Origin of the sequence: Fibrobacter succinogenes subsp. succinogenes S85, assembly GCF_000146505.1 — a bacterium.
GTDB lineage: Bacteria > Fibrobacterota > Fibrobacteria > Fibrobacterales > Fibrobacteraceae > Fibrobacter > Fibrobacter succinogenes.
In genome coordinates, this window is record NC_017448.1 from 3,249,501 (window position 1) to 3,269,983 (window position 20,483).

A 20,483-nucleotide genomic window follows, 5' to 3' on the forward strand; every position below is an offset into this window, starting at 1 on the left:
AGAAAGAAGGTCTATTATGTCAGATTTTACTAACGATGCAGAAAAGGTCTTGGCCAAGGCGCAAAGCTTGCGCGACCGCTGTTCGCACTCCTACCTGGGTGCGGCACATTTGGCCGTTGGCCTTGTTGAAGGCCCTGATGCAACCCTGAAGAAACTTTATAAGTCCAAGGGCGTCAAGCCGAACGAACTCCGAGGCCGTTTGGAACCGTTTGTGCAGAAAATCCCGCGCATGGAAGGCGTGAACCCGGATGTTGAACCGGATAGCGACTTGAACCGCATTTTGCGTGCCGCTGTGCAGGCGGCTCGTCAGGTCAGCCGTATGGTAACGCCGGGCGATTTGCTCGTGGCGTTGATGAAGTTCTCGGGCGACCGTGGACTTGCCAAGGTTTTTGAAGATGCGCTTGGTTCGACCGAAGTGGTGGAAACTTGGCTTTCGGACCCGTTTGCGGGAGCCGCGAACGCCGAGGAACAGTCTCCGCTGAAACTCTACGGTCGTGAACTCGTGGAAATGGCGGCTGATGGAAAGCTCTCGCCGGTGATTGGCCGTGAAGAAGAAATCCGTCGTGTGATTTTGATTTTGAGCCGTAAGACAAAGAACAACCCTTGCTTGGTCGGTGAACCGGGCGTGGGTAAGACGGCTATTGTCGAAGGCCTTGCCGAACGTATTTACCGTGGCGACGTGCCGGATGCGTTGAAGGGCAAGAAGGTCTTTGCGCTTGATTTGTCAGCCTTGATGGCGGGTGCAAAATACCGTGGCGACTTTGAAGAACGTCTCAAATCTGTGATTGATGCTATCGAAGAAGATGGCAACACGCTTATGTTCATCGACGAACTCCACAACATTGTGGGTGCAGGTAAGACCGAAGGCTCGATGGACCTTGGCAATATGCTTAAGCCGAAGCTCGCTCGTGGCGAACTCCATTGTATTGGTGCGACGACGACTCAGGAATACCGCAAGTACATCGAAAAGGATTCCGCTTTGGAACGTCGTTTCCAGCCGGTGCAGGTCTCTGAACCGAGTGAAGACGAAGCTATTTCCATCTTGCGTGGCATTAAGGATGGCTTTGATGCGCACCATGGCGTGCGTCTGCACGATAACGCGCTCGTCGCTGCTGTGAAACTTTCGAACCGTTACATCAGTGATAGGTTCCTCCCGGATAAGGCGATTGACTTGATTGACGAGGCGGCAAGCCTTGTGAAAACGCAGATGGACACGGTTCCGGAAGCGCTCGATACCTTACAGCGTAAGGAACTCCAGATGAAGATTGAGGAACAGGCGCTTTCGAAGGAAACGGACGAAGCGAGCGTCAAGCGCTTGAAAGAACTCCGTGAAGACCTTGCTGTGACTGATGCTGCCGTCAAGCAGATGCAGGAACGCTGGCAAGATCGCCGTGCCGCATTTGCCGAAGTTCAGGACTTGAAGAAAGCTTTGAAGGCTGCAAAGGACGAGATGGAACAGGCTGAAGCCCGTTACGACTTGAACCGCGCTGCAGAACTCAAGTACAATAAGATCGTAAACATTGAAAAGGAACTGGCGCAAAAGACCGAAGCGCTCCGCAAGAGTGCCGAAGAAGGCGGCTTGAGCGAAGAAGTGACCGAAGAGACGATTGCGCTTGTGGTGAGCCGTTGGACGGGCATTCCGGTGACAAAGCTTTGCGAAGGCGAAAAGGCAAAGTTGTTGCACTTGGACGAACGTCTGCATGCCCGTGTGATTGGCCAGGACGAAGCTGTTGAAGCCGTGTCCGAAGCGATTTTGCGTAACCGTAGCGGCCTCTCCCGTGAAAATGCGCCGATTGGAAGCTTCCTCTTCTTGGGCCCGACGGGCGTGGGTAAGACGGAACTTGCAAAGGCTTTGGCTGTGGAACTTTTCGATAGCGAAAACGCACTTGTCCGTATCGACATGAGCGAATACATGGAAAAGCATAGCGTAAGCCGTTTGATTGGTGCTCCTCCGGGATACGTGGGCTACGAAGAAGGCGGCCAGCTGACCGAAGCTGTGCGTACGCATCCGTACTGCGTGATTTTGCTCGATGAAATCGAGAAGGCGCACCCGGACGTGTTCAATACGCTGTTGCAGGTGCTCGATGACGGTCGTTTGACGGACGGCAAGGGCCGTACGGTGAACTTCAAGAACACCTTGATTTTGATGACCTCGAACTTGGGTGCCGAGAAGTTCCGCCTGAGTGCGGCTAACGCCAAGAACGGTGAACCGCCGCAGGTTGCGCTTGCGGATGTCGAAGCCGACTTGCATGCGTTCTTCCGCCCGGAATTCTTGAACCGCTTGGACGAAGTGCTTGTATTCCAGAGCCTCTCGAAGAAGCAAATTCGCGAAATCGTGAAACTCAAATTTGCAGATTTGGCGAACCGCGCTGCCCGTCAGGACTTGGTGCTTACGCTTTCGGATGCGGCTCTTGATGCGATTGCGGAAGGGGCTTACCAGCCGGAATTCGGTGCTCGCCCGATTCAGCGTTACATCGAACGCAACATAGAACGTCCGTTGAGCCACGCGATACTCTCGGGAACCGTGAGTGCAGCAAAGCCCGCCGTCGTGGACTACAAGGACGGAATGTTTGTAGTGAAATAGTGATTAGTGGTTAGAGCTTAGAACTTAGAACTTAGAACTTAGAACTTAGAACATTACTCTTCTCTCTAAGCTCTGCCAACTAAGTTCTAAGAGCGAAGCGGACTAAGTTCTGCCCACAGCGGCGAAGCCGCTACAACGCTGTCATAACGTAAAGAGCAATGGTCTTACGATCATTGTTCTTTTCTTGCATGACGCCGACGTCAAAGTCAATGCGGACGTGTGTACCGCCGAAGGTTAGTTCAATCTTCGGAATGATATTCACCATGAAGTCGTCCTTGAGTAGCCCGATGCTGCCGGATGCAGTCACTTCAAGGAACATACGGAGAACTTGTCCAAAAACAAGTGTCGGAATCATGGAACTTGAAAACTTGACGTATCCGCTTTGATCGCCTTTTTTGCCTACAGCGCCTTCAAGGAAACCTGCACGGAGTTCGTAGTAGTTGGCGAAGCATTTTGCGATGAACTGCTGTGTACCGATGGTAAATGCCAATGCGCTCTGACTTGTTTCGCTCAAGTTGAGATAGCCGTCAAATGCGATGAAAGAACTTGGTCTGTAGCGGTAACGCACGCCAAGGTCAAGCGCTGTATGGATTTCGTCCAGCTTATTATAGGTGTTGATATCAAGCTTTGCACCAACATCAAATTCTTTATTCAAACGAGTCGTGAAGTTGATGGGGAAGAGAACGTTGGAGTTGAATGGCGAACGGATACCGATGCCACCACCGATTTTGGGTGAAGGGCGGCTTTCGGGGCCAAAGTTGTAGCGCATGTCCCAGAAATGGTCCAATGCAAAAGAACTTGTTGCTAAAATGGCGATTAGTAGGCAAAGAATGCGTTTCATGTCCATCAAAGTTAGATAAATCGCCCGGTAAAAGCTAAATTTACACGCGTAAAATGGAGGTATTTGTGGTAGAACCGCGTCCAGAACTTTCTAAACTTTCCGATTACGTCCCAGGCAAGTCCATCGACGAAATTCGTGAACGTTATGGTCTTAAGAATGTTGTAAAGCTTGCGTCTAACGAAAACCCGTTGGGTGCTTCTCCGAAGGCGGTGGAAGCGTTCCACGAAATCGCAAATTCGTTGCACTTGTACCCGCGTGGTGATGCTCCGAAGCTCATTGATGCCATTGCAAAGATGTATGGCGTTTCTACCAACCAGATCGTGATTGGTAACGGTTCCGATGAAATCATCGACATGGTGGGCAAGGCTTTTATCCGCCAGGGCGACAATTGCGTGGGCATTACGCCGACGTTCTCTGTCTACAAGTTTACAACGCTTTCAAACGGTGCCGATTTTATTGGTGTGGGCGAAGGCGATGAAAAGGCAACGCTTGATAAGCTCGCTGCTGCCGTCAACGACAAGACTCGCGTGGCTTTCATTTGCAACCCGAACAACCCGACCGGTCACTACTACACCGAAGCTGAAATTCGTAGCTTCCTTGCGAAAGTGCCGTCGAACGTTCTCGTGTTCTTGGACGAAGCTTACGCTGAATTTGCAACGGCTGCCGATTATCCGAAGATGGCTCCGCTGCTTTCGGAATACCCGAACTTGTTCCTCAACCGTACTTTCAGTAAAATTTATGGTTTGGCTGGGCTCCGTGTGGGTTATGCGATGGCAAGTGTTGAAGTTGTCCGTGCCATGTGGAAAATCAAACCGCCGTTTGACGTGAACCAGGCTGCTCAGGTGGCTGCCGTGGCTGCTCTTGCCGATACCGCTCACGTTGAAGCGACTCGCAAGAACAACGCTGTGGGCTTTGAATACTTGAATCGCGAACTTAGTGCGCTTGGCTTCAAGGTGCTCCCGACGCAGGCAAACTTTATCTGCGTGCATATTGGTGAACGCGCCAAGGAACTTGTTTCGTTCTTGGAACAGAACGGTATGATTGTTCGTGGCCTTACGAGCTTTGGTATGCCGGAACACATCCGCATCACGGTAGGCAAGCCCGAAGAAAACGAACTCCTTGTTTCGCTTGTCAAGAAGTGGGTCGGCTAGGAGCTTGCTATGGAAAATCGCGAAATTGCAAAGGCAGGTGTCGCTCCCGAGAATCTGGAACTCTTGAAGATTGCGCTCAAGACGGCAGAACTTGCCGAAGAGAACATCCTCAAGTATTACCAGAACGATGTTGGCGTCGAATGGAAGGCGGATAAAACTCCCGTGACGATTGCGGACAAGGGAACCGAAGAACTCGCCCGTAAATTCTGGGCGAAGGAAACACCCGGCTTTGGTGTCATTGGCGAAGAATTCGGCATTGAAAGCCCGGATGCGGAATACCAGTGGGTGATTGACCCGATTGACGGCACCAAGTCGTTTATCCACGGTGTGCCTTTGTTCGGAACGCTGATCGGCCTTTATCACAAAAATGTTCCGATTGCAAGCGTGATTCGCTTACCGGCAATGAAGAGCGCTGTGTGGGCGGTGAATGGCGGCGGTGCATTCTTGGACGGTCGCGAAGTTCGCGCTTCGAAGGTATCGCAGTTGAGCGATGCGCTCGTGCTTTCGGGTACGGTCAACACGATGGAAGACAAGGGTTTTGGCGAAGGTTTTACGAAGCTCCGCCGCAGCGCTCGCTTGCATCGTGGCTGGGGCGATTGCTACGGCTATTACCTCGTGGCTGCAGGTCGTGCCGAAATCATGGTGGATCCGGTTGTGTCAATGTGGGACATTGCCCCGTTCCCGCTCTTGATGAAGGAAGCGGGTGGCAAGTTCAGTACCATTGACGGTAAGACCGAGCTCTTTGACGTAAACGGCAAGCCGACGGCTCCGATTTACGAAGGCTTCACGAGCATTGCGACGAACGGGCTCTTGCACGACGCCGCTCTTGACTGTCTACTAAGTTCTAAGCTCTAAGTTCTGCCAACTATTCATTACCACATTGTTGTATAGCTTACTGAATCAGGGACGAACGTGAATGTTATCGTCCCTTTTTTTGCGGTGTTGATGTAGGGAATGTTAAGCGAGTCGAGGCGGTAGGTCACTTGCTTGTGTGGGTGTCGGAACCGGTTCTTGCGACCGCTTGGGATAATGGCGTACGTGGGGGAGACTGCGTTCAAGAACGGTACGCTGCTGGATGTCTTGGAACCGTGATGCCCGAGCTTCAACACTTCGCTTTTCAGATAGGCGTCTGTTTTCATGATTTCTTTTTCGCCTTTGACGGTGAGGTCTCCGGTAAGCACAGCTGAATGTCCGAGCCCCTTGAGCCTAAGTGTGATGCTCCCTTCGTTGGCTTCGACGCAGACATCGTTTCGTGGGTGGATTGTTCGCATTTCGAAGTAGTTCTCTTTCCATAGAATGCCGCGATGAATGTTGCGGATGGGAATGTTCCTTTTGCGGGCTTCGCTGAGGACTTGTTGCCAGTCGGGTTTGCTTTCTTTCATAGAACAATCACTTGTCCAAAGTTCCCTGACGGGGAACATTTTCAATAGCGAAAGCGCTCCGCCGAAATGGTCCTTGTCGGGGTGCGTGATGATGAGCGCATCGAGCTTGTTCACACCAATGTGATGCAAGAACGGAACGATGATGTCTTTGCCGGAATCTTGGCGGCTGTTGTCGCCAGCGTCCACGAGAAAATATCTGCCGGATGGCGCCTTGATGAGGTGGCTGTCGCCTTGCCCGACATCAATGGTCGTGAGCGTCCACGACGGGTGCAGAACTTCGCAGTAACTTTCAAACGCGAATAAAGCGGCGGCGGCTATAACGCATATAAACGCGTACTTGCGGGCGATGTAGTTCTTGTAGCAAACCGGCAGAAGTAAAATCAAGATTCCGAGTGCTAGCAGTACCGCAGGCGAAAATGGCCCGACGGTCATTGAGGCTGCCGCAGAATCCGAGAGTATTCGCGTCAAAAGCGATGCCAATCGCAAAAAGAATCTCGCGGCAGCGCAGAATGTTCCGCAGATAAAGTCAATGGGCGAGAGCTGTGCGAAAAGCCCCGCCTGCATGCCAAGCGAAATCGCAGGCACGATGATGATGTTTCCGAACCATGCGAACGGCGAAAGCGTTTTGAAATGATGGATGAGGAACGGCGCTGTGGCGAGTGTGGCGCAGAGTGTAACGTACGTAGGGTCGATGGCGAATGCTTGAATCTTTTGCCAAAGCTTATTTTGCTTGAAACTGTCAGGCAAAAGCTTTGTTGGGTTATGCGGTGTGCCGATGATGATGCCTGCGGTGGCGGCAAAAGAAAGCTGGAATCCCGGATTCCAGATGACGCTAGGTTCCGGCAAGATGATAAGGAGCAAAGCGACGCCTAAGCTGTTAAGTGTATTCGCAGGTTTCCCGAACAAGGTACCAATTTGCGGGATGGCGAACATCATGACCGCACGGCGAACAGCTGGCGATCCTCCTGTGACGGGAACGTAAATCGCGAGAAGCGTCACGGCGATGATGATGACGATTTTATGCGGAAGCCCGGTCGCTTTCAAGAAAATCATGAGCATTCCCGCGAGCAAAACCACGTGAAAACCGCTAATCGCAAGCACGTGTACAAGCCCCGACCTCTGAAAATCGCTCCGCAGTACTTCTGGAATCCCCGAGCGGTCACCTGCCAATAGCCCCATCAAGAGGCCCGTTTCGGCGGGGTCGAGAAACTTTGCGAATCTCGCCTGCATAAATTGCCGGAACTTAAAAAAGCTACGTTCGAAAGTCCAATCGCCGGGATACGCTTTCCAATGCTTGAATTTGCCATAAGCGGCCAAATTTTGCGATTTTAGCCAATTTTGCGTGTCAAAAGCGCCAGGCACGCTCGGGGGCGTCACGGGGTACCACGATGCCTCAAAACAGATGGAATCCCCAGGCAAGGGGAGGTCCGGCAGATCCCGCTTTTCGGTCAGGCGCACGGTTTTTCCCGAAATATTGATGATAAACGCGGTACCTTTGGGCCGTGGGAGCCTGGATTCAACTTTTCCACACCCGAAATTGCCCTCATAAGATCGCTCGGCTCTTATGCATGTCGGGGACTCCTTCTTCGCCTCGCTCTCGCACTCACGCTCGGTTAATACCGGGCGTTCGTTGCTCGCAAATTGTTCGTTCGAAGTTGTTAATATCCCCGGAAACCCCTCGTGGGCGATAATTCCAGCCACTAAAGACACAAAAATCACCCATTGGATGTGCCTTCTGAAGAAATGAGTACACAAAAGTACCATTCCAAGCCCCAAAAAAGCGAATTGGGGCTCGTCGAAAGCGACTATTGAGGCGACTATGGCGATTGCGCTTACAAGGGCTGGTTTCCCGTCAAGCGTGGATAAAAGCTCCTTAAGTGCGTTAAATATTTTTTCTTTAATATTTTTTTTCATTTTCTTATTTCTTTTGTATTTTAAGGGTGTCTCTATATTTTATACACGCATTTGAGGAGTGTTTGGATCAACTATTTATGAAAAATGTTTGTAAAAAATGGACGAGCTTTTTTGGGCTTTTTTGTGTATTGTGGTCTTTTCTTTTTACCGCATGCTCGTCAGTTTCGGATTCGGATGGAGAATTTGTTCTTCCACCCGATAAAAATCATTTGATTGTCCATAAAATTTTCCCCAATGACAGGGCGAAAAACGATTCTGCCGCCGCGAATCTTGCTCGTGGGATTATGCTTGTGGTGCATCCGAATGCTTCTTACCAGCTTTCCTTTGATATCGACCCTGATTATCCGGCTCCTGAATTGCAGTTATTCCGTTCTTTTAGCATTAATGATAACGAAGGGCGCGTGGGGTTCCGTAAAGTCCGTACTTTGTCGCCAACTGTTGTCGGAAATCGCTATGTGTATTCCTTTGATTGTGTCGAAAATAAGATGTCGGTATGGTTTACATCGCTAGGAGTCGATGGTGACTATTATAAAGGTAAAGTAAGTAATATAAGTTATACGGGAGTTGGTGCCTATAATGATCATTTGTCAATAAATTTGATTGTTGTCGGCTCCATGGAAAAGACGCTTGATGGCATGGACGTTGATGAGTTGTCTCGTTACATGTTGCAGATGTTCCGCGAAAAATATTATGGGATTACTATTGATACTCTTTATGTGCGGTATGCCGACCGGCATCCTGTTTTGGGGGCGTTTTATCCGGCTTCGCAACCCTGGGTGGCGGGCTTGAGTTCGGAAGATGTTTTTGTGAGCGAACTTACTGGGTGGCCTGAAGATAATCTTCGCACTGCGTTGAATATCATTTTTGTTCATAGCATCAATGAAAATAACATCATGGGGTTTGCAAGGCTGTTTTCTGGCGTGCTAGGAGCGGGCAAGGAAAGCTCTGTGGTGATTGGCGAGCATGTCCGGAAGGATTATGAAATTGAACTGCTTTCGTCGTACAATATTACGATGACCGCCATTCACGAGACGGGACATTTCTTCGGCCTGAGACATACTTCGGTGACTCGTCGTGACCTGAACCAGTATGTGGAATACGAAGATGGAACAAAGGTCATGATTGGAGATTATTCGAATATTGAAGACGGCTTGACGGATACTCCTTTCTGCGAAAATGTCTTGAGGAACGGTTACTATAAGAATTCTGTTGATGAGGAATTGGAAGGCTTTCCTGCTGGAATCTATGTCAAGGAAAGTAGGGAGTCCTTGGCTAAGTCTAATCCGGCGAGTATCGAAGCGTGCGCCGATTTGGATAACATCATGTTCCCGGTGACGGTTGACGATTATGAAAATGCTACCTTTACAGAACAGCAGATGGAAATAATTCGATCTTCGCTCATGATTTTCCCGCACTAAAAATGAAAGCTTCTCAATTCTCTGAAAATGCGCAGCTGATTGCGTTTGTCTTGCAAAAGGGCTCTGAATGGGACCCGAACGTTATTGAACTATTGGAAAAGACTTGGGGACCTATTCGCCACAAGGGCCGACTCTTTGCTTTTGACAAGACTGATTACTACAAGCCCGAAATGGGCGATGGTCTGTATCGCGGTGTCGTCTCTTTTGAAAAGGAGATCCCGCCGGAGACGATAGCCGAAGAGAAGGAACGCAGCAACGCTTTGGAACTCACGACTGCATCGGCTGAGACTCCGGAACTGCGCCATGTGAATATTGACATTGGCTATATGGACATGGACAAAGTGGTTCTCCCAAGCTACAAGCGCGGTCCGTTCAAGCTCTATGCGGGCAAGGGTGTGTGGCTCGACATGCTTTTGACGTATGCGAAGGGCGTTTTCCACCCGACGGCTTGGGCATTTGACGATTTCGTGCGGAATCCCTACCAGCACGATTTACAACTCATCCGCGAAAAGTTCAAGAAAGCGCGTAAGGGAGTATAGTTGGCAGATCTTAGCTCGCTACGCTCTTAGAACTTAGTTGACTGGTACAAAATCATAGTTTTAAGCTCTAAAAACCTTTCTAAGATCTAAATTCTAAGCTCTAAGTTCTAATTCTTGTTATATTACAAGATGATGAATAAGAAGCATTTACTCCTTGGTCTTTCGACCTTCGCACTTATGGCGTGCTATAGCCCCGAACCGTTCGAGGCTGAATCTCTGGATGATGATTCCAAAAAGCAGACCAGTTCCGAAATGGGGACGATTTACTCTGTGAACGGAAGTGAGCAAGTTTGCAATCCTTCCATCTCGCAGGATACGGTCAATTTCCCGGCTTCGATGCTCTGGTTGAACTTTAGCAAGATTAAAGTCAATAGCCATGATGACGGGTTTTCTGTGACTAGTGTGAAACAGCACGACCGTTTGACGGTTTCGGATACCGCGAATAATGTGAAGTGGTATTTGATGATCGATAAGGACAATGGCGAATGCCAGTTCCAAGATCCTGAGTGGAGTACCCATCCGGATTTCATCGTCGCATTGCGAGGTGTTGGTATTGAAGGGAATGGAACCTGTGGTGACGTCTTGGATTACGGCATTTTTGTGGTGCGCACGTCAGATAAGAAAAAGTTCTGGTTCTATGACAAGGGAATTATTGAACAGGCGACTCCGCATGTGTGGGTAGACCCGACGGCTAAGGCGGATAAGGATGGCGATGCATCGACCGTTGAAGGCTTTTTTGGTACGAAGAATGTGCGCTTGACCTATGCCGATGGCTCGGATGGTGACCCGCAAAATATCGTATTTATCGACTATGCCAATGGTGGAAAGTCAAAGGCGATTAAGCTTAAAAAGCCTGCAGATCGCAGTAACTGGAAGATTGAAAGTCCGATGATTTCGCCGGATGGAAATTTTGTCGTGTATAATGTGCTGACAAAATCGGAAGATACTTGGGAAGCCTATATACAGGAACTTACTAAAGATGCGGAAGCTGTCAAAATTCCCCGTACAAAGGACATGAAGTCGGATCCTGCACAGCCACACTGGTTTGAATCGGATGGTCGCCTTTTTGTGGTTTGGACGGAATTTACGCAGGCTACATATTTCAACAAGATTCATTTAGATAATTCTGCGGCTCAGGATGGTTCCGCTGGGCGTACGGTTATGCGTGAAGTTCGCCTGAAGGCTGGCGCTACGGGTAATGAGTTGGTGGAATGGGTTGACGACAATGTTGAACTAGCTCCGGTCCCGATGATTGGTGGACGTTCTCCCGATGGCAAGTTCTTGTCAACGGGGTATAAGTACGCTTATTTGCTTAAGCTTCCGTGAGGTGCTGTATGAAGAAGAATTTTTTGATTGAGGGTTGTTCTCTTGTCGCACTTGCGGCGGTTGCTTTTTACGCTGGCTTTAATTCTCCTGTGACTCCAGCGACTCCGTGGGAGTCCATTGGCGGTTGCGGTGCGGGCGGTTCCGGTGGCGGTTCTGGCGATGGCATCAAGTGGATTGGCCAGGGTGTTTCGGGCGGTTATCTCGAAGCGGAAGTTTTTACGAAGTATAATGTGGGGCAGAATTTTTCTGCTTTTACGGTGAATCCGCATTTCTCAATCAAGCCGACATGGGATACTAAAGTCGGTGTGACAATCCCGTTCATGAGCCATCAGGGTGAAGTGCAGTATCGCAGTAACCAGACTCCGACGGACCGCACTACGGGTGGTCTTGGCGATATCTCGTTCGATTTCTCGAAGACGATTGGCAGTGGCGGTGCGGCTTCGCTTTCGGCATCACTTACGATTCCGACGGGGCAGTACGATGTAAAGCGCGGTAAGGATGGCGGTAAGGAAATCTTGCCGAGCAGCTTCCAGAAGGGGAGTGGCCTTTACTCGCTTACGCTTGGATGGGACTACAGCCGCGATACGGACAAGGGCATTTGGCTTTACAGCTTGAGCTATACGCACCCGTTTGCGATGCACTTGTTCTCGGGCGAAAATGAGTTCAACGACAGCTATTGGAAGGACATCAAGAAACATGGTGATCGCTTTAAATACCGCTTCAAGCCGTATGGCGAAAATGACCTTGGTGCATTTACTCCGCCTTCAATTGGAGGTTCTGTCGCTTATGGCTACCGCGGTCGTTCGGGCATTGTGCAATCGTTTGGCGTGAATTTCTCGATTCCGCTTGGCGTGGCTTGGATTTCTTCTGAATCTGAAGGAACTTATGACCCGAGACCGGACCCGGATCACCAGGCGTGGTCTTTGGCTCTTGTGTACGGCTTGGAATTCTCGAACCCGGATTTCCCGGTGTTCCTCGCATTCTCGCTCCCGATTCATGATAAGGCGGGTGGCGCGGATTCTAAGAATGAATACAGCGAAAAGCCGATGAAGAAGTGGAACGCTCCGGACTGGGGTGACATTGGCCAGCAGTGGACCATCGCCGTTGGCGTCAAAGGAAGCTTCTTCTAATTAGACGAAAGACCGCTTCGCTGGTAGACGAGAGACGAAAGATGAATAATTCTCTCGTCTTTCGTCTGTAGGACCGCAGGTCCGTTCTCCCGTCTAAAATGCTACGCCCTAGGGTGCGTTTTCTTGAAGGCCTGCTTGAGGCGTTCGGCGTTTACATGCGTGTAAATTTGCGTGGTGGAAATGTTCGAATGTCCGAGCATTTCCTTGACACTCATGATTTCAGCACCATTTTCGAGCAAGTGCGTGGCGAAACTGTGGCGCAGCACGTGCGGGCTTGCTTTCCCTTCCCAGCCGATATCCCGCAACAAGTTGTGGATATCGTTTCGGAGTGTGCGGATGTCGTAGGGCTTGCCGTTTTCGCTCAAGAACACATAGCTTGTAATTGTTGGGGTATGCCCTGCTTCAATTTCAACGGCCCTAAATTTTTCAAGCCAAGAAATTAATGTGTCTGTAATCGGGACGATGCGTTCCTTGTTGCCTTTACCGATGACTCGGACAAGTCTTTCTTTTATCTGTAATTGATTCCAACAGAGGCTTTGGCATTCTGAAATTCGCAGTCCCGAGCCGTAAATGAGTTCAAGCAAAAGACGTGCGCGGACTTGCGGGAGCGTCGGATTCTCGGGCAATTCAGGGAATTTCTCTTCGGCGAGGTCCTTTTGACCGAGGAACGAGACGAGGCGCTTGGGGCGCTTGGGCATGGGGACCGCTTCGGCGGGATTCTTTTGCAAAATCTTGGAACGGACGAGGTACTTGCCAAAACTTTTCAGTGCGGCGAGGTGCTCGCAGATGCTTGTAGGCGCAAGTTTTTGCTTGATTTTTAAATCCCACACAAAAGCTTTGACGTTCATTTCGGAAAAAGCTTCAAGTGGAGCATTCTCATTGATCGTGGCGAGGTATTTTTCGAGCGATTTTCGGTACGTAATGACCGTTCTTTCGGAATACCTGCGCTGGGTTTGCAGGTATATCAGGAAATTTTGGATGTATTCGTCTAAAAGCATTTTTTTAAAGTGTTTTCAAAAAGAAAAATATCTATTTTAGTTGTCACCAAATGTCTTTTTTGAAAAAATTTATATCTCTGCGGACTTGTTTCCTTGCCTGCGCGTTTGTGTCGACTTCTTTTGCTGCCGACCGCGTTGTGGGTGCGAATGCAACTCTTGATATTGAACCGGGTGCGCGTTCTGCGGCTTTGGGTTCTGCTACTTTGGCGGTTGAAGGTGATTATCTTGGGCTTGGCACCAATGCATATCAGCTTTCTCAGGCTAAATACATGTGGGCTTCGTTTTCGCATACGGCGTATTACGAAGATACCAAGTACGATTATGCGTCGATGGTGATTCCGCTCCCGGGTAATCAGGGCTTAGGTGTTTCGTTCTCCCGATTTGGCGCCGACGACATTCCTTACATCCGCGAAGGAGACCCACTGCCGGAAGGTACGGACTACAATACGCTTTCTATTGCGGACTGGGTGTTCTCTGTCGCTTGGGGGCGCCGCATTATAGACCGTTTGGACTTGGGCCTTGCGTTCCATGTGTTGTATCGCGATATGGACCAGAGTGGCTGGGGATTCCGTGGCGATGCTAGCGCTCGTTACCAGATCAAGGACGATTTTTATGTGTCTGGCCTCTTGAAAGGCTGGACTTCATCGGCCGCCTCTTGGGAATCGGGCGAGTTTGAATATTCTGCACCGGAATTTTACTTGGCTTTGAGCTATGGCTTGCCTGTCCGATATCTATATGGCAAGTTCAATTTTTACTGGCAGAGTGCGGGCCTTTTCCATCACGAATCGAGAAATCTGGATTTTGAAGAAGATACCAAGAGTGGCGAACGAATTTGGGAAGATCCGCTGGACTGGTTATCCGGTGGCCGTGGCGGTGTCGAATTTTCATTTGACTTTGGGCTCAAGTTGCGAGTCGGTTTAAGCAGTTTTATGACTTTCAAGAGCGTGACTGCAGGTGCCGGTCTTACGATTGCAAAATTCCTCGTCGTGGATTACGCCTTTGAATCGCATCCGGTGTTTTCTCCGGTGCATCGCGTGAGTGTGAACTTTAGTCCGTATCTTTTTGGCCATAAGCCGCGAGAAGAAGGTCACTTGAACAAGACTGATGCAGCGAAAAAGCTCGTGACAGAAGAACCTGAAGAGGTTCCTGCTGAAGAATTTGTCGAGGAAAGTATCCAGGAATCTCCAGTACCGGTTCAAGAAACCGTAAATGAAACTCCTGCAGCGCCCTCGGCTCCTATTATCGAAACGGACGATGAAGTTTTAGAATAAGGGGGCTATACGATGTTAGATACTAAGAATGTGGGTTTGTTCCTTTTGCTTCCGGCTCCACTCAATCCGATTGGGGCTTTTGATGCGGAAACCTTCAAGGCTAATTTCCGTGCTGTGATGACGGCGAATGACGACGCCAAGTTTATTGCAGTGGATTTGTCTGGCATCGATTTTGTCTACAGTGACGCGTATAACGCCTTTATGCAATTCCATCAGGAACTCGCCAAGCGAAATGGTACGTTTGCTGTCCTTGCCGATAGGGAATCTCTCGTGAGGAGCCTTCGAAAGGTCGGACTTGAACGCTTTATCCGCATCTTCATGAGTGCTGACGAAATGGCTGCTTATGCCCCAATTGAACAGAAGGCGGCTGTTCTTGAACAGGTTGAAAAGCCTGTTGCTGAAGAACCAGCAAAGCCGGAAGTTCCAAAAACTCAAGCAGAACCGCAACCCGCTCCTGAAACTCCGGTGGCTGCCCATACGGAACCGAGAATTCTGGACAAGAATCCGCTTGTCGATGAATCTTCTTCAAAGGGTTCTCTCGTCACTGTGATTATCCTTTTGCTGATTGTTATTGCTGTAGTATCTTATTTGGTTTTGTAACCGATGGCTGTAGAATTTCCGACAGAGATCCAACGAAAAAGAAAAAAAAAGCGGGAGCGCAATAAATTCCCGCTGATAAGGATTATTCTGGTTTTTGTCTTGTTGGTGGTCGCCTATACGAACGGGTGGTTCCGCATGCTGATTGATGCGCTGCCGTTGCCCGGACACGAAGAACCGCCCCCTCCTGTTGTCGAGGAATGGATTGAAGGCTGCACGTCGTACGATGGAACGCCTTTTGAGCTTAAAGATGGCTATGCGCAGTGCTCCTGGATTGTGACGGATTCGCTTTCGCTTCCGAATTCCTTTTTGCGTTACGTAAAGAATTTGTCTAGCGACGGTTCCAAGATCCACTGGGTTGCGCCCAAGAAGGACTTTGGCGATGCGCTTCTCGTTGTTCAGGAAGATACGACTCGCAATGTGTTTTTGCACATGACGCGCGAAGATTCTTTGAAAGTCTGGATTTCAAGCAAGACGGGTTGCCTTTTCCCTGGCCCCTGCCCGCATGTTCCGCTTGGCTGGTCGGCTCTTGCGATTGTAGACAACTTTGACTTTGAGGGACTGGAACAGTTGCTTTCGGCGGACTTGTTTAAAGGTCTTGGTGAAGCGCCCGTTTACCCTGTGTTGCCGGGAATAGTGCTTGAAGCGGGGCGCGATTCGCTAGGCATGTTTGTTGAGCTGAATCACGGAAACGGAATTACGTCGCGCATGTTTGGCATCGGTTCTTGGAAGATGGCTCCTGTTGTCGGCAAAACGCTTGGCATTAAGGATGCTGTCGGTCGCCTCTCGCCGCAGGACAGTTCATCGTTTTTCTTGACGGTGCGGCAAAACGGTTTGTTCGTGCGCTGGAAAGATTTCTATAAATTGACGCATCCGGTGGACTCAGCCCAAATTGCTATATTCAAAAAGAATCTGCCTTTTTGAGTGAGTCTGTATGAAACGAGTTGCGTTAATCCCTTTTTATTTGCTGTTTGCGTTGGCTTCGTTTTTGGTGTCGTGCGCACAAGATGGCGATGGCCCGCTTCCGGTGATGCCAAATGGTGAGTCCGTTGAAGGTGATGGATATTTTCTGGGGGCAACGCTAGATTCAGGCAAGACAATCCACCTGATTTCGGATACTCTTTTTGTGACGCTTTCGAAAATTTGGTCTTTTTCGAATTGCTCGCTCACCTCAATTGATCTGGATTATTCGTTTGACGATTCTGTACTGGTGTTTTCGCCAAAGGTGAAAATCAAGGTGAATACGGACGATTGCCCGTCACCAATGTATCGTCCGGATTCAACATTCACGATGTTGACGGATGAAATTTCTGAAAAAATCACAAAAATTGTAGTGAAAAATGATGTGGATTCCCTTTTGGATTCCATCATGCTTCGCCGTGGAAAACTGGAACTTGATACGTTCCGCATTTTTGTGGATTCCGCTTTTACTGAACCGGAAAAGCTACCGCTTAGGACAAAAGATTCTCCTTCAATTTTACGCATGCTTGATTCCCTGACTCCACAGAAGTTCTATTGGAGAACGTTACGTGCAAACTGCACTATGCGCGTGGATATATGCAATGATGTTGTCGCGGATACGGTTTACCCGACATCCTGGAAGGCGAGCGATACCGCCCTTGTTCCGGTGCGTTATGCGTGTGCGTCTTCGGATTCTACGTACTGTCTGGATTCTAAGTGGGAATACGATTCAACAGCTCTTGGCAAGGTGATGGAGCGCTTAGATACTGTTTGGCATACGAGTACGTATTATATCGAAGATATTCCGAAGTGCGCAATGGTGAATGGTTTTTCGCGTACGGCGTTTTATTACGGCGGAAAAATGACCTTCTTGCGTGAGCTTTTTGTCCCCGATGAAAGCGAGCGCTCTTGCGGCCCTGCGACAAAGAAGGACTGGGTTGCCATTAACCTTGCAACGGACAGCCTTGTGGTTGAATCCGAAGATAAAATTTCTGTAGATAGTTTGTATAAAGTCTGGAAGTCGGCGACGGTCGCTAACGATACGCTTAAAGCCGATTCGACGGAGTCAAAATGATTGAATATACCTTTGCTGCTGAAATAGCAGAAGAAGACAAACCGGTAATTCTTGAAAGCAAGATTTACAAGCAGTGGCTTGAAGCGTCCGAGAAAAAGTTCAATATCACGAAGGTGCATTTTGCTTCGGTTGATTACTTTAGCAAACGCCATGAGCCGTTGTTCATCAAGCTGAATGCGACTGCATTCTTGCCGGATGGTAAGCCTGTGCATGGGATTGTGCTTGTGCGTGGTCATGCTGTGGGCGTGCTCGTCGTGCTCCATTGTGAAGGCAAGCGTTACTTGCTCTTGGTGCGCCAACCGCGATTTGCAATTTCTGAGACAGCATCGCTTGAAATCCCGGCAGGGATTCTTGACTGGTCGGGCGATTTCCGCAAGGTGGCTCTTTCTGAACTTGAAGAAGAAGCGCAAATCAAGGCGAAGGATTCCGAGCTGATTGACTTGATGGACTTCTGGTACAAGGGCTCAAGCGAAGGCTTTGCCGGAAGTTGCGGACTTTTGGACGAACGCATCCGCCTTTATGCGATTGAACGTAGCGTGACGCGCGAAGAACTTGAAGCGATGGACGGCAAGAACCAGACCTATACTGACGAGAACGAATGGATCCGCACGGAAGTGTTGCCTTATGAAGAGGCCGCCCACAAGTTCATTGATGGAAAGAACTTGATAGCTTTGTTCTTATACGAACGCTGGCTCGAAGCGCAGAAGGTGTATTATTAAAATTAGCGGATAGATGCTTGGGCTGTGAGCTCGGTCGCCTTCGGCTCCCTTTGGGCTATGGGGTATAATTACTAGAAAATCGTGTTGTTGATGGTGAGGCCTGCGAAGAACAGGATCAAGTAGCCGTACCATAGTCCGGTTGGCACGTAGTTCCAGATACGCTTGTATTTTTTCGGCTCGTCCTTATTCTTTTCCTTAATACGGACAATATTCTTTTTAAGATAAAAACCGCAGAGCGCAAGTCCGCCGATGCTGATAAGGATAAGAAGTACGTAAGCCATGCTTTAAATATAGCATAAAGCGAGCGTCGCGACAACAAGTTTACTTGTTGGCATGACCGAACTGAGCTATATGCACTCCATATGGAGTGCCATATAGCATATTGGCAAAAAATTTATTATTTTAAGAACAAACTTTTATACAATGCTAGGGCGTTTTTTGTCGCTATGGCTATAGTAAGGAGGAAAAATGAATAGAAATAAAAGAAATTTGGCTTTAATTGTGCCGATTATGGCATTTTGGGCAGCTTGCTCAGAAAGTGACCCTGCACCTGTCGGATTAGGTGGTGGAGCTCAATATAGAACGGACTGTCCTACGGATGGGTCTAGACCTCTTGCGAAAGAGGGGGCCAGTGCCGAAAATTCTGTGCTTAATTTGGATGTCGTTATTCGCGATTTCCAGCAGAACCATTCGGATTTTGAAAACTTCTCGGAAGAAACGGTTAAGCATCTGGATGATATCTATAGCTACGAGACTGAAACCGGTGCTGCCATGAAAGCTTTTGGCTTTGATGAAGATTGGTATGCGGCTACGGCTTACCACAATACGTGCGGTAACATGTATTCTTTTGAAACCGCGGGCGTTGGGGCTCAAATTGGCGTTGATGGGGTGCCTATGCAGGTGAATCCCGCTTTGCCATCGTATTTGCAACAGGTTTCTGCGGGTCCGGTATTGGAATACGGGGAATGTGCTGAGACTGTGGACGCTCTATCTGGGCTTAAGATTTTGCGCGGCTACAAAAATGCTCTTGATAACGTGACTGGTACAAAGTGTCCTGGCGGTAAAAATAACTGGGCGAATCCGGTTGTTTATACACCGGGCATGGTGAATCCTTATTTGCTGTTTAAGAATACAAGCAATGATGGGACCATTGATATGTATGATGTTGCCGTTCAAAAGCTGAACGAACGTTGCGACAATAAGAACTTTGACCAGTGGTTTGCCGATGTTCCTTCTGTAAACAAACGCGTCAATATGATCCTTGATCTTGTGAGGTCCTCTGATGAAAATAATGATTTTGTTTACAATTATAATTCCAGTAATGGAGGATTCTTCCCGCTTGATAGCGTGAACCCGGTGAATCGGGAATGGGTGAGTGCAAAACCTTGTATTGAAACTATCCAGCTGACGGGTTCTTGTGAAGTTTTTGAGCCTCAGTCGCTCTCTATTTTCTGCCCGCCTTACAGGTATCAGTATGCTCAAACTCAGCAGGATTTGTACGGCCAGAGTACCGCTAAGCTTTGTGCAGACTGGCTGAATGCGGGTGGCCCGCGTGCTGTAAATTCTGAAGGGACCGGACATAGTGCGGCTTTACAGGCGACAATAAAGAATGGAACTCTTGGCTTGCAGCACTTGCGCAATTATGGCTTTACTATGGAAGGTTACACGACTTTCCAGTATAAGTCATCAAACCAGTTGCCGGTACCAGAAGAACTGAAGTTTATTAGTAGTGGTGACTTGTGGGTGTTTGTCGATGGTGTTCTGGTGATTGACTTGGGCGGTACGCACTTGCCTGCTCCGGGTAGCGTGAGCATTCAGACTCTTGCAAAGAATAATCATGGTTGCCATGTTGGAGAGCCTTTGGCTATGTATACGAATTGTGATGGGGCGTCTGATGCTACGGGATGGGCTGATGATTCTTGGCATCATTTGCATTTCTTTGTGGCAAACCGCCAGACCGAAATCTCTGATTTCTCGATGTCGCTGCCATCGTCCTTTAGCATTTATGCCGCACCTTCCCGCTATGGCATGCCGACGGTACGTAAGGTTACGACATTGGTAGATGAAGCTGGTTTTGCTCTTAATAGCTTGTATGTAAATGCGGAATTGGCGGATTCCACAGTTGCTAAGATGAACAGTTCTCATGTGCCTTCGTTCGTTGTATTACGTGGTGACAATGTTTACGGATTCTATGTGTCCCGAATTTCTGGGGCGACAGACAAGGGTGAAGAAGGGACTATGTACCAGTTTGAAGGCGTTTTGAAGGGTGTTGATGGTAATGTTGTTGAAGGCGGGATTTTGCATGGCGACTGTATTGCCTTTAACGTTCCGTATAGCACGACGCTTGATGAAGAAGGTAATGGTGGAAATTACCCCGCAGGTAAGTGGGCGCAGTTGATGTTCTGGGCTAAGCTTATGGATTTCTATATCGCTTCAAGTTCTGGTAACCGTGTGGAAGGTTTTACCGAACCGGAAAAGTTTGGCGAGATCGGTGTGAACTGCGCTTATTGACGCCAAAGTCCGTAATAACGGTTGCCTAAGGGCAAAAAAATTTCTCTATTTGGTATGTACTGACGTT

At 49.0% G+C, this 20,483-nt stretch carries 17 protein-coding genes; 13 read left to right on the forward strand and 4 right to left on the reverse strand.

Going from position 1 to position 20,483, the window contains the following annotated elements:
* Positions 1–16 precede the first annotated feature (16 nt).
* On the forward strand, positions 17–2,584 hold the full coding sequence (locus FSU_RS13415) for an ATP-dependent Clp protease ATP-binding subunit (protein ID WP_014546918.1): 2,568 nt from the start codon (positions 17–19) through the stop codon (positions 2,582–2,584).
* Positions 2,585–2,714: 130 nt separating this feature from the next.
* On the opposite strand, the gene FSU_RS13420 is transcribed toward FSU_RS13415, so the two are convergent.
* Entirely contained in the window at positions 2,715–3,425 is a 711-nt protein-coding gene (locus tag FSU_RS13420) for a hypothetical protein (protein ID WP_157747958.1), read from the reverse strand.
* A gap of 65 nt (positions 3,426–3,490) precedes the next feature.
* Between FSU_RS13420 and hisC the strand changes: the two genes are divergently transcribed.
* Positions 3,491–4,576, forward strand: coding sequence for a histidinol-phosphate transaminase (gene hisC / locus FSU_RS13425; RefSeq protein WP_014546919.1), 1,086 nt, complete (start codon positions 3,491–3,493; stop codon positions 4,574–4,576).
* A 9-nt stretch (positions 4,577–4,585) separates the two neighbouring features.
* Positions 4,586–5,431 (forward strand): histidinol-phosphatase, encoded by an 846-nt coding sequence (gene hisN / locus FSU_RS13430; RefSeq protein WP_014546920.1) that lies wholly within the window; start codon positions 4,586–4,588, stop codon positions 5,429–5,431.
* A gap of 17 nt (positions 5,432–5,448) precedes the next feature.
* Here the strand turns inward: hisN and FSU_RS13435 are convergent, their stop codons facing one another.
* The gene (locus FSU_RS13435) at positions 5,449–7,722 is read right to left on the reverse strand and encodes a DNA internalization-related competence protein ComEC/Rec2 (protein ID WP_244263651.1); all 2,274 of its coding nucleotides are present in this window, start codon (positions 7,720–7,722) and stop codon (positions 5,449–5,451) included.
* Positions 7,723–8,000: 278 nt separating this feature from the next.
* On the opposite strand from FSU_RS13435, the gene FSU_RS13440 reads away from it, so the two are divergent.
* The 4 genes from FSU_RS13440 to FSU_RS13455 all read left to right on the forward strand — a co-directional run bounded on the left by FSU_RS13440 (position 8,001) and on the right by FSU_RS13455 (position 12,285).
* On the forward strand, positions 8,001–9,290 hold the full coding sequence (locus FSU_RS13440) for a zinc metalloprotease (RefSeq protein ID WP_244263652.1): 1,290 nt from the start codon (positions 8,001–8,003) through the stop codon (positions 9,288–9,290).
* 2 nt (positions 9,291–9,292) lie between these two features.
* Entirely contained in the window at positions 9,293–9,829 is a 537-nt protein-coding gene (locus FSU_RS13445; protein ID WP_014546923.1) for a DUF4416 family protein, read from the forward strand.
* A 129-nt stretch (positions 9,830–9,958) separates the two neighbouring features.
* Entirely contained in the window at positions 9,959–11,155 is a 1,197-nt protein-coding gene (locus tag FSU_RS13450) for a hypothetical protein (RefSeq protein ID WP_015732249.1), read from the forward strand.
* Positions 11,156–11,163: 8 nt separating this feature from the next.
* A complete protein-coding gene (locus FSU_RS13455; protein WP_015732250.1) occupies positions 11,164–12,285 on the forward strand; it encodes a hypothetical protein in 1,122 nt (373 codons plus the stop codon).
* 101 nt (positions 12,286–12,386) lie between these two features.
* Here FSU_RS13455 and FSU_RS13460 read toward each other — a convergent pair whose 3' ends face one another.
* A complete protein-coding gene (locus tag FSU_RS13460; protein WP_014546925.1) occupies positions 12,387–13,283 on the reverse strand; it encodes a tyrosine-type recombinase/integrase in 897 nt (298 codons plus the stop codon).
* A gap of 107 nt (positions 13,284–13,390) precedes the next feature.
* Here FSU_RS13460 and FSU_RS13465 point away from each other — a divergent pair, with 107 nt between their 5' ends.
* The 5 genes from FSU_RS13465 (at position 13,391) to FSU_RS13485 (ending at position 17,905) form a co-directional block, all read left to right on the forward strand.
* Positions 13,391–14,554: a PorV/PorQ family protein gene (locus tag FSU_RS13465; RefSeq protein WP_155808794.1), complete on the forward strand. Its 1,164-nt coding sequence runs from the start codon at positions 13,391–13,393 to the stop codon at positions 14,552–14,554.
* A gap of 12 nt (positions 14,555–14,566) precedes the next feature.
* On the forward strand, positions 14,567–15,154 hold the full coding sequence (locus tag FSU_RS13470) for an STAS domain-containing protein (protein WP_014546926.1): 588 nt from the start codon (positions 14,567–14,569) through the stop codon (positions 15,152–15,154).
* Positions 15,155–15,289: 135 nt separating this feature from the next.
* Positions 15,290–16,075 carry a M23 family metallopeptidase gene (locus FSU_RS13475; protein ID WP_244263653.1) on the forward strand — a complete coding sequence of 262 codons (786 nt, stop codon included), beginning with the start codon at positions 15,290–15,292 and terminating at the stop codon, positions 16,073–16,075.
* Between the two features lie 10 nt (positions 16,076–16,085).
* Positions 16,086–17,186, forward strand: a complete 1,101-nt coding sequence (locus tag FSU_RS13480) for a hypothetical protein (protein ID WP_014546928.1) — start codon at positions 16,086–16,088, stop codon at positions 17,184–17,186.
* Positions 17,183–17,905, forward strand: coding sequence for an NUDIX domain-containing protein (locus FSU_RS13485; RefSeq protein ID WP_014546929.1), 723 nt, complete (start codon positions 17,183–17,185; stop codon positions 17,903–17,905). Before FSU_RS13480 ends, FSU_RS13485 begins: the two co-directional genes overlap by 4 nt.
* Before the next feature lie 71 nt (positions 17,906–17,976).
* Here the strand turns inward: FSU_RS13485 and FSU_RS13490 are convergent, their stop codons facing one another.
* On the reverse strand, positions 17,977–18,186 hold the full coding sequence (locus FSU_RS13490) for a hypothetical protein (protein ID WP_014546930.1): 210 nt from the start codon (positions 18,184–18,186) through the stop codon (positions 17,977–17,979).
* A gap of 187 nt (positions 18,187–18,373) precedes the next feature.
* Here FSU_RS13490 and FSU_RS13495 point away from each other — a divergent pair, with 187 nt between their 5' ends.
* Positions 18,374–20,416: a fibro-slime domain-containing protein gene (locus FSU_RS13495; RefSeq protein WP_014546931.1), complete on the forward strand. Its 2,043-nt coding sequence runs from the start codon at positions 18,374–18,376 to the stop codon at positions 20,414–20,416.
* Positions 20,417–20,483: the final 67 nt, after the last annotated feature.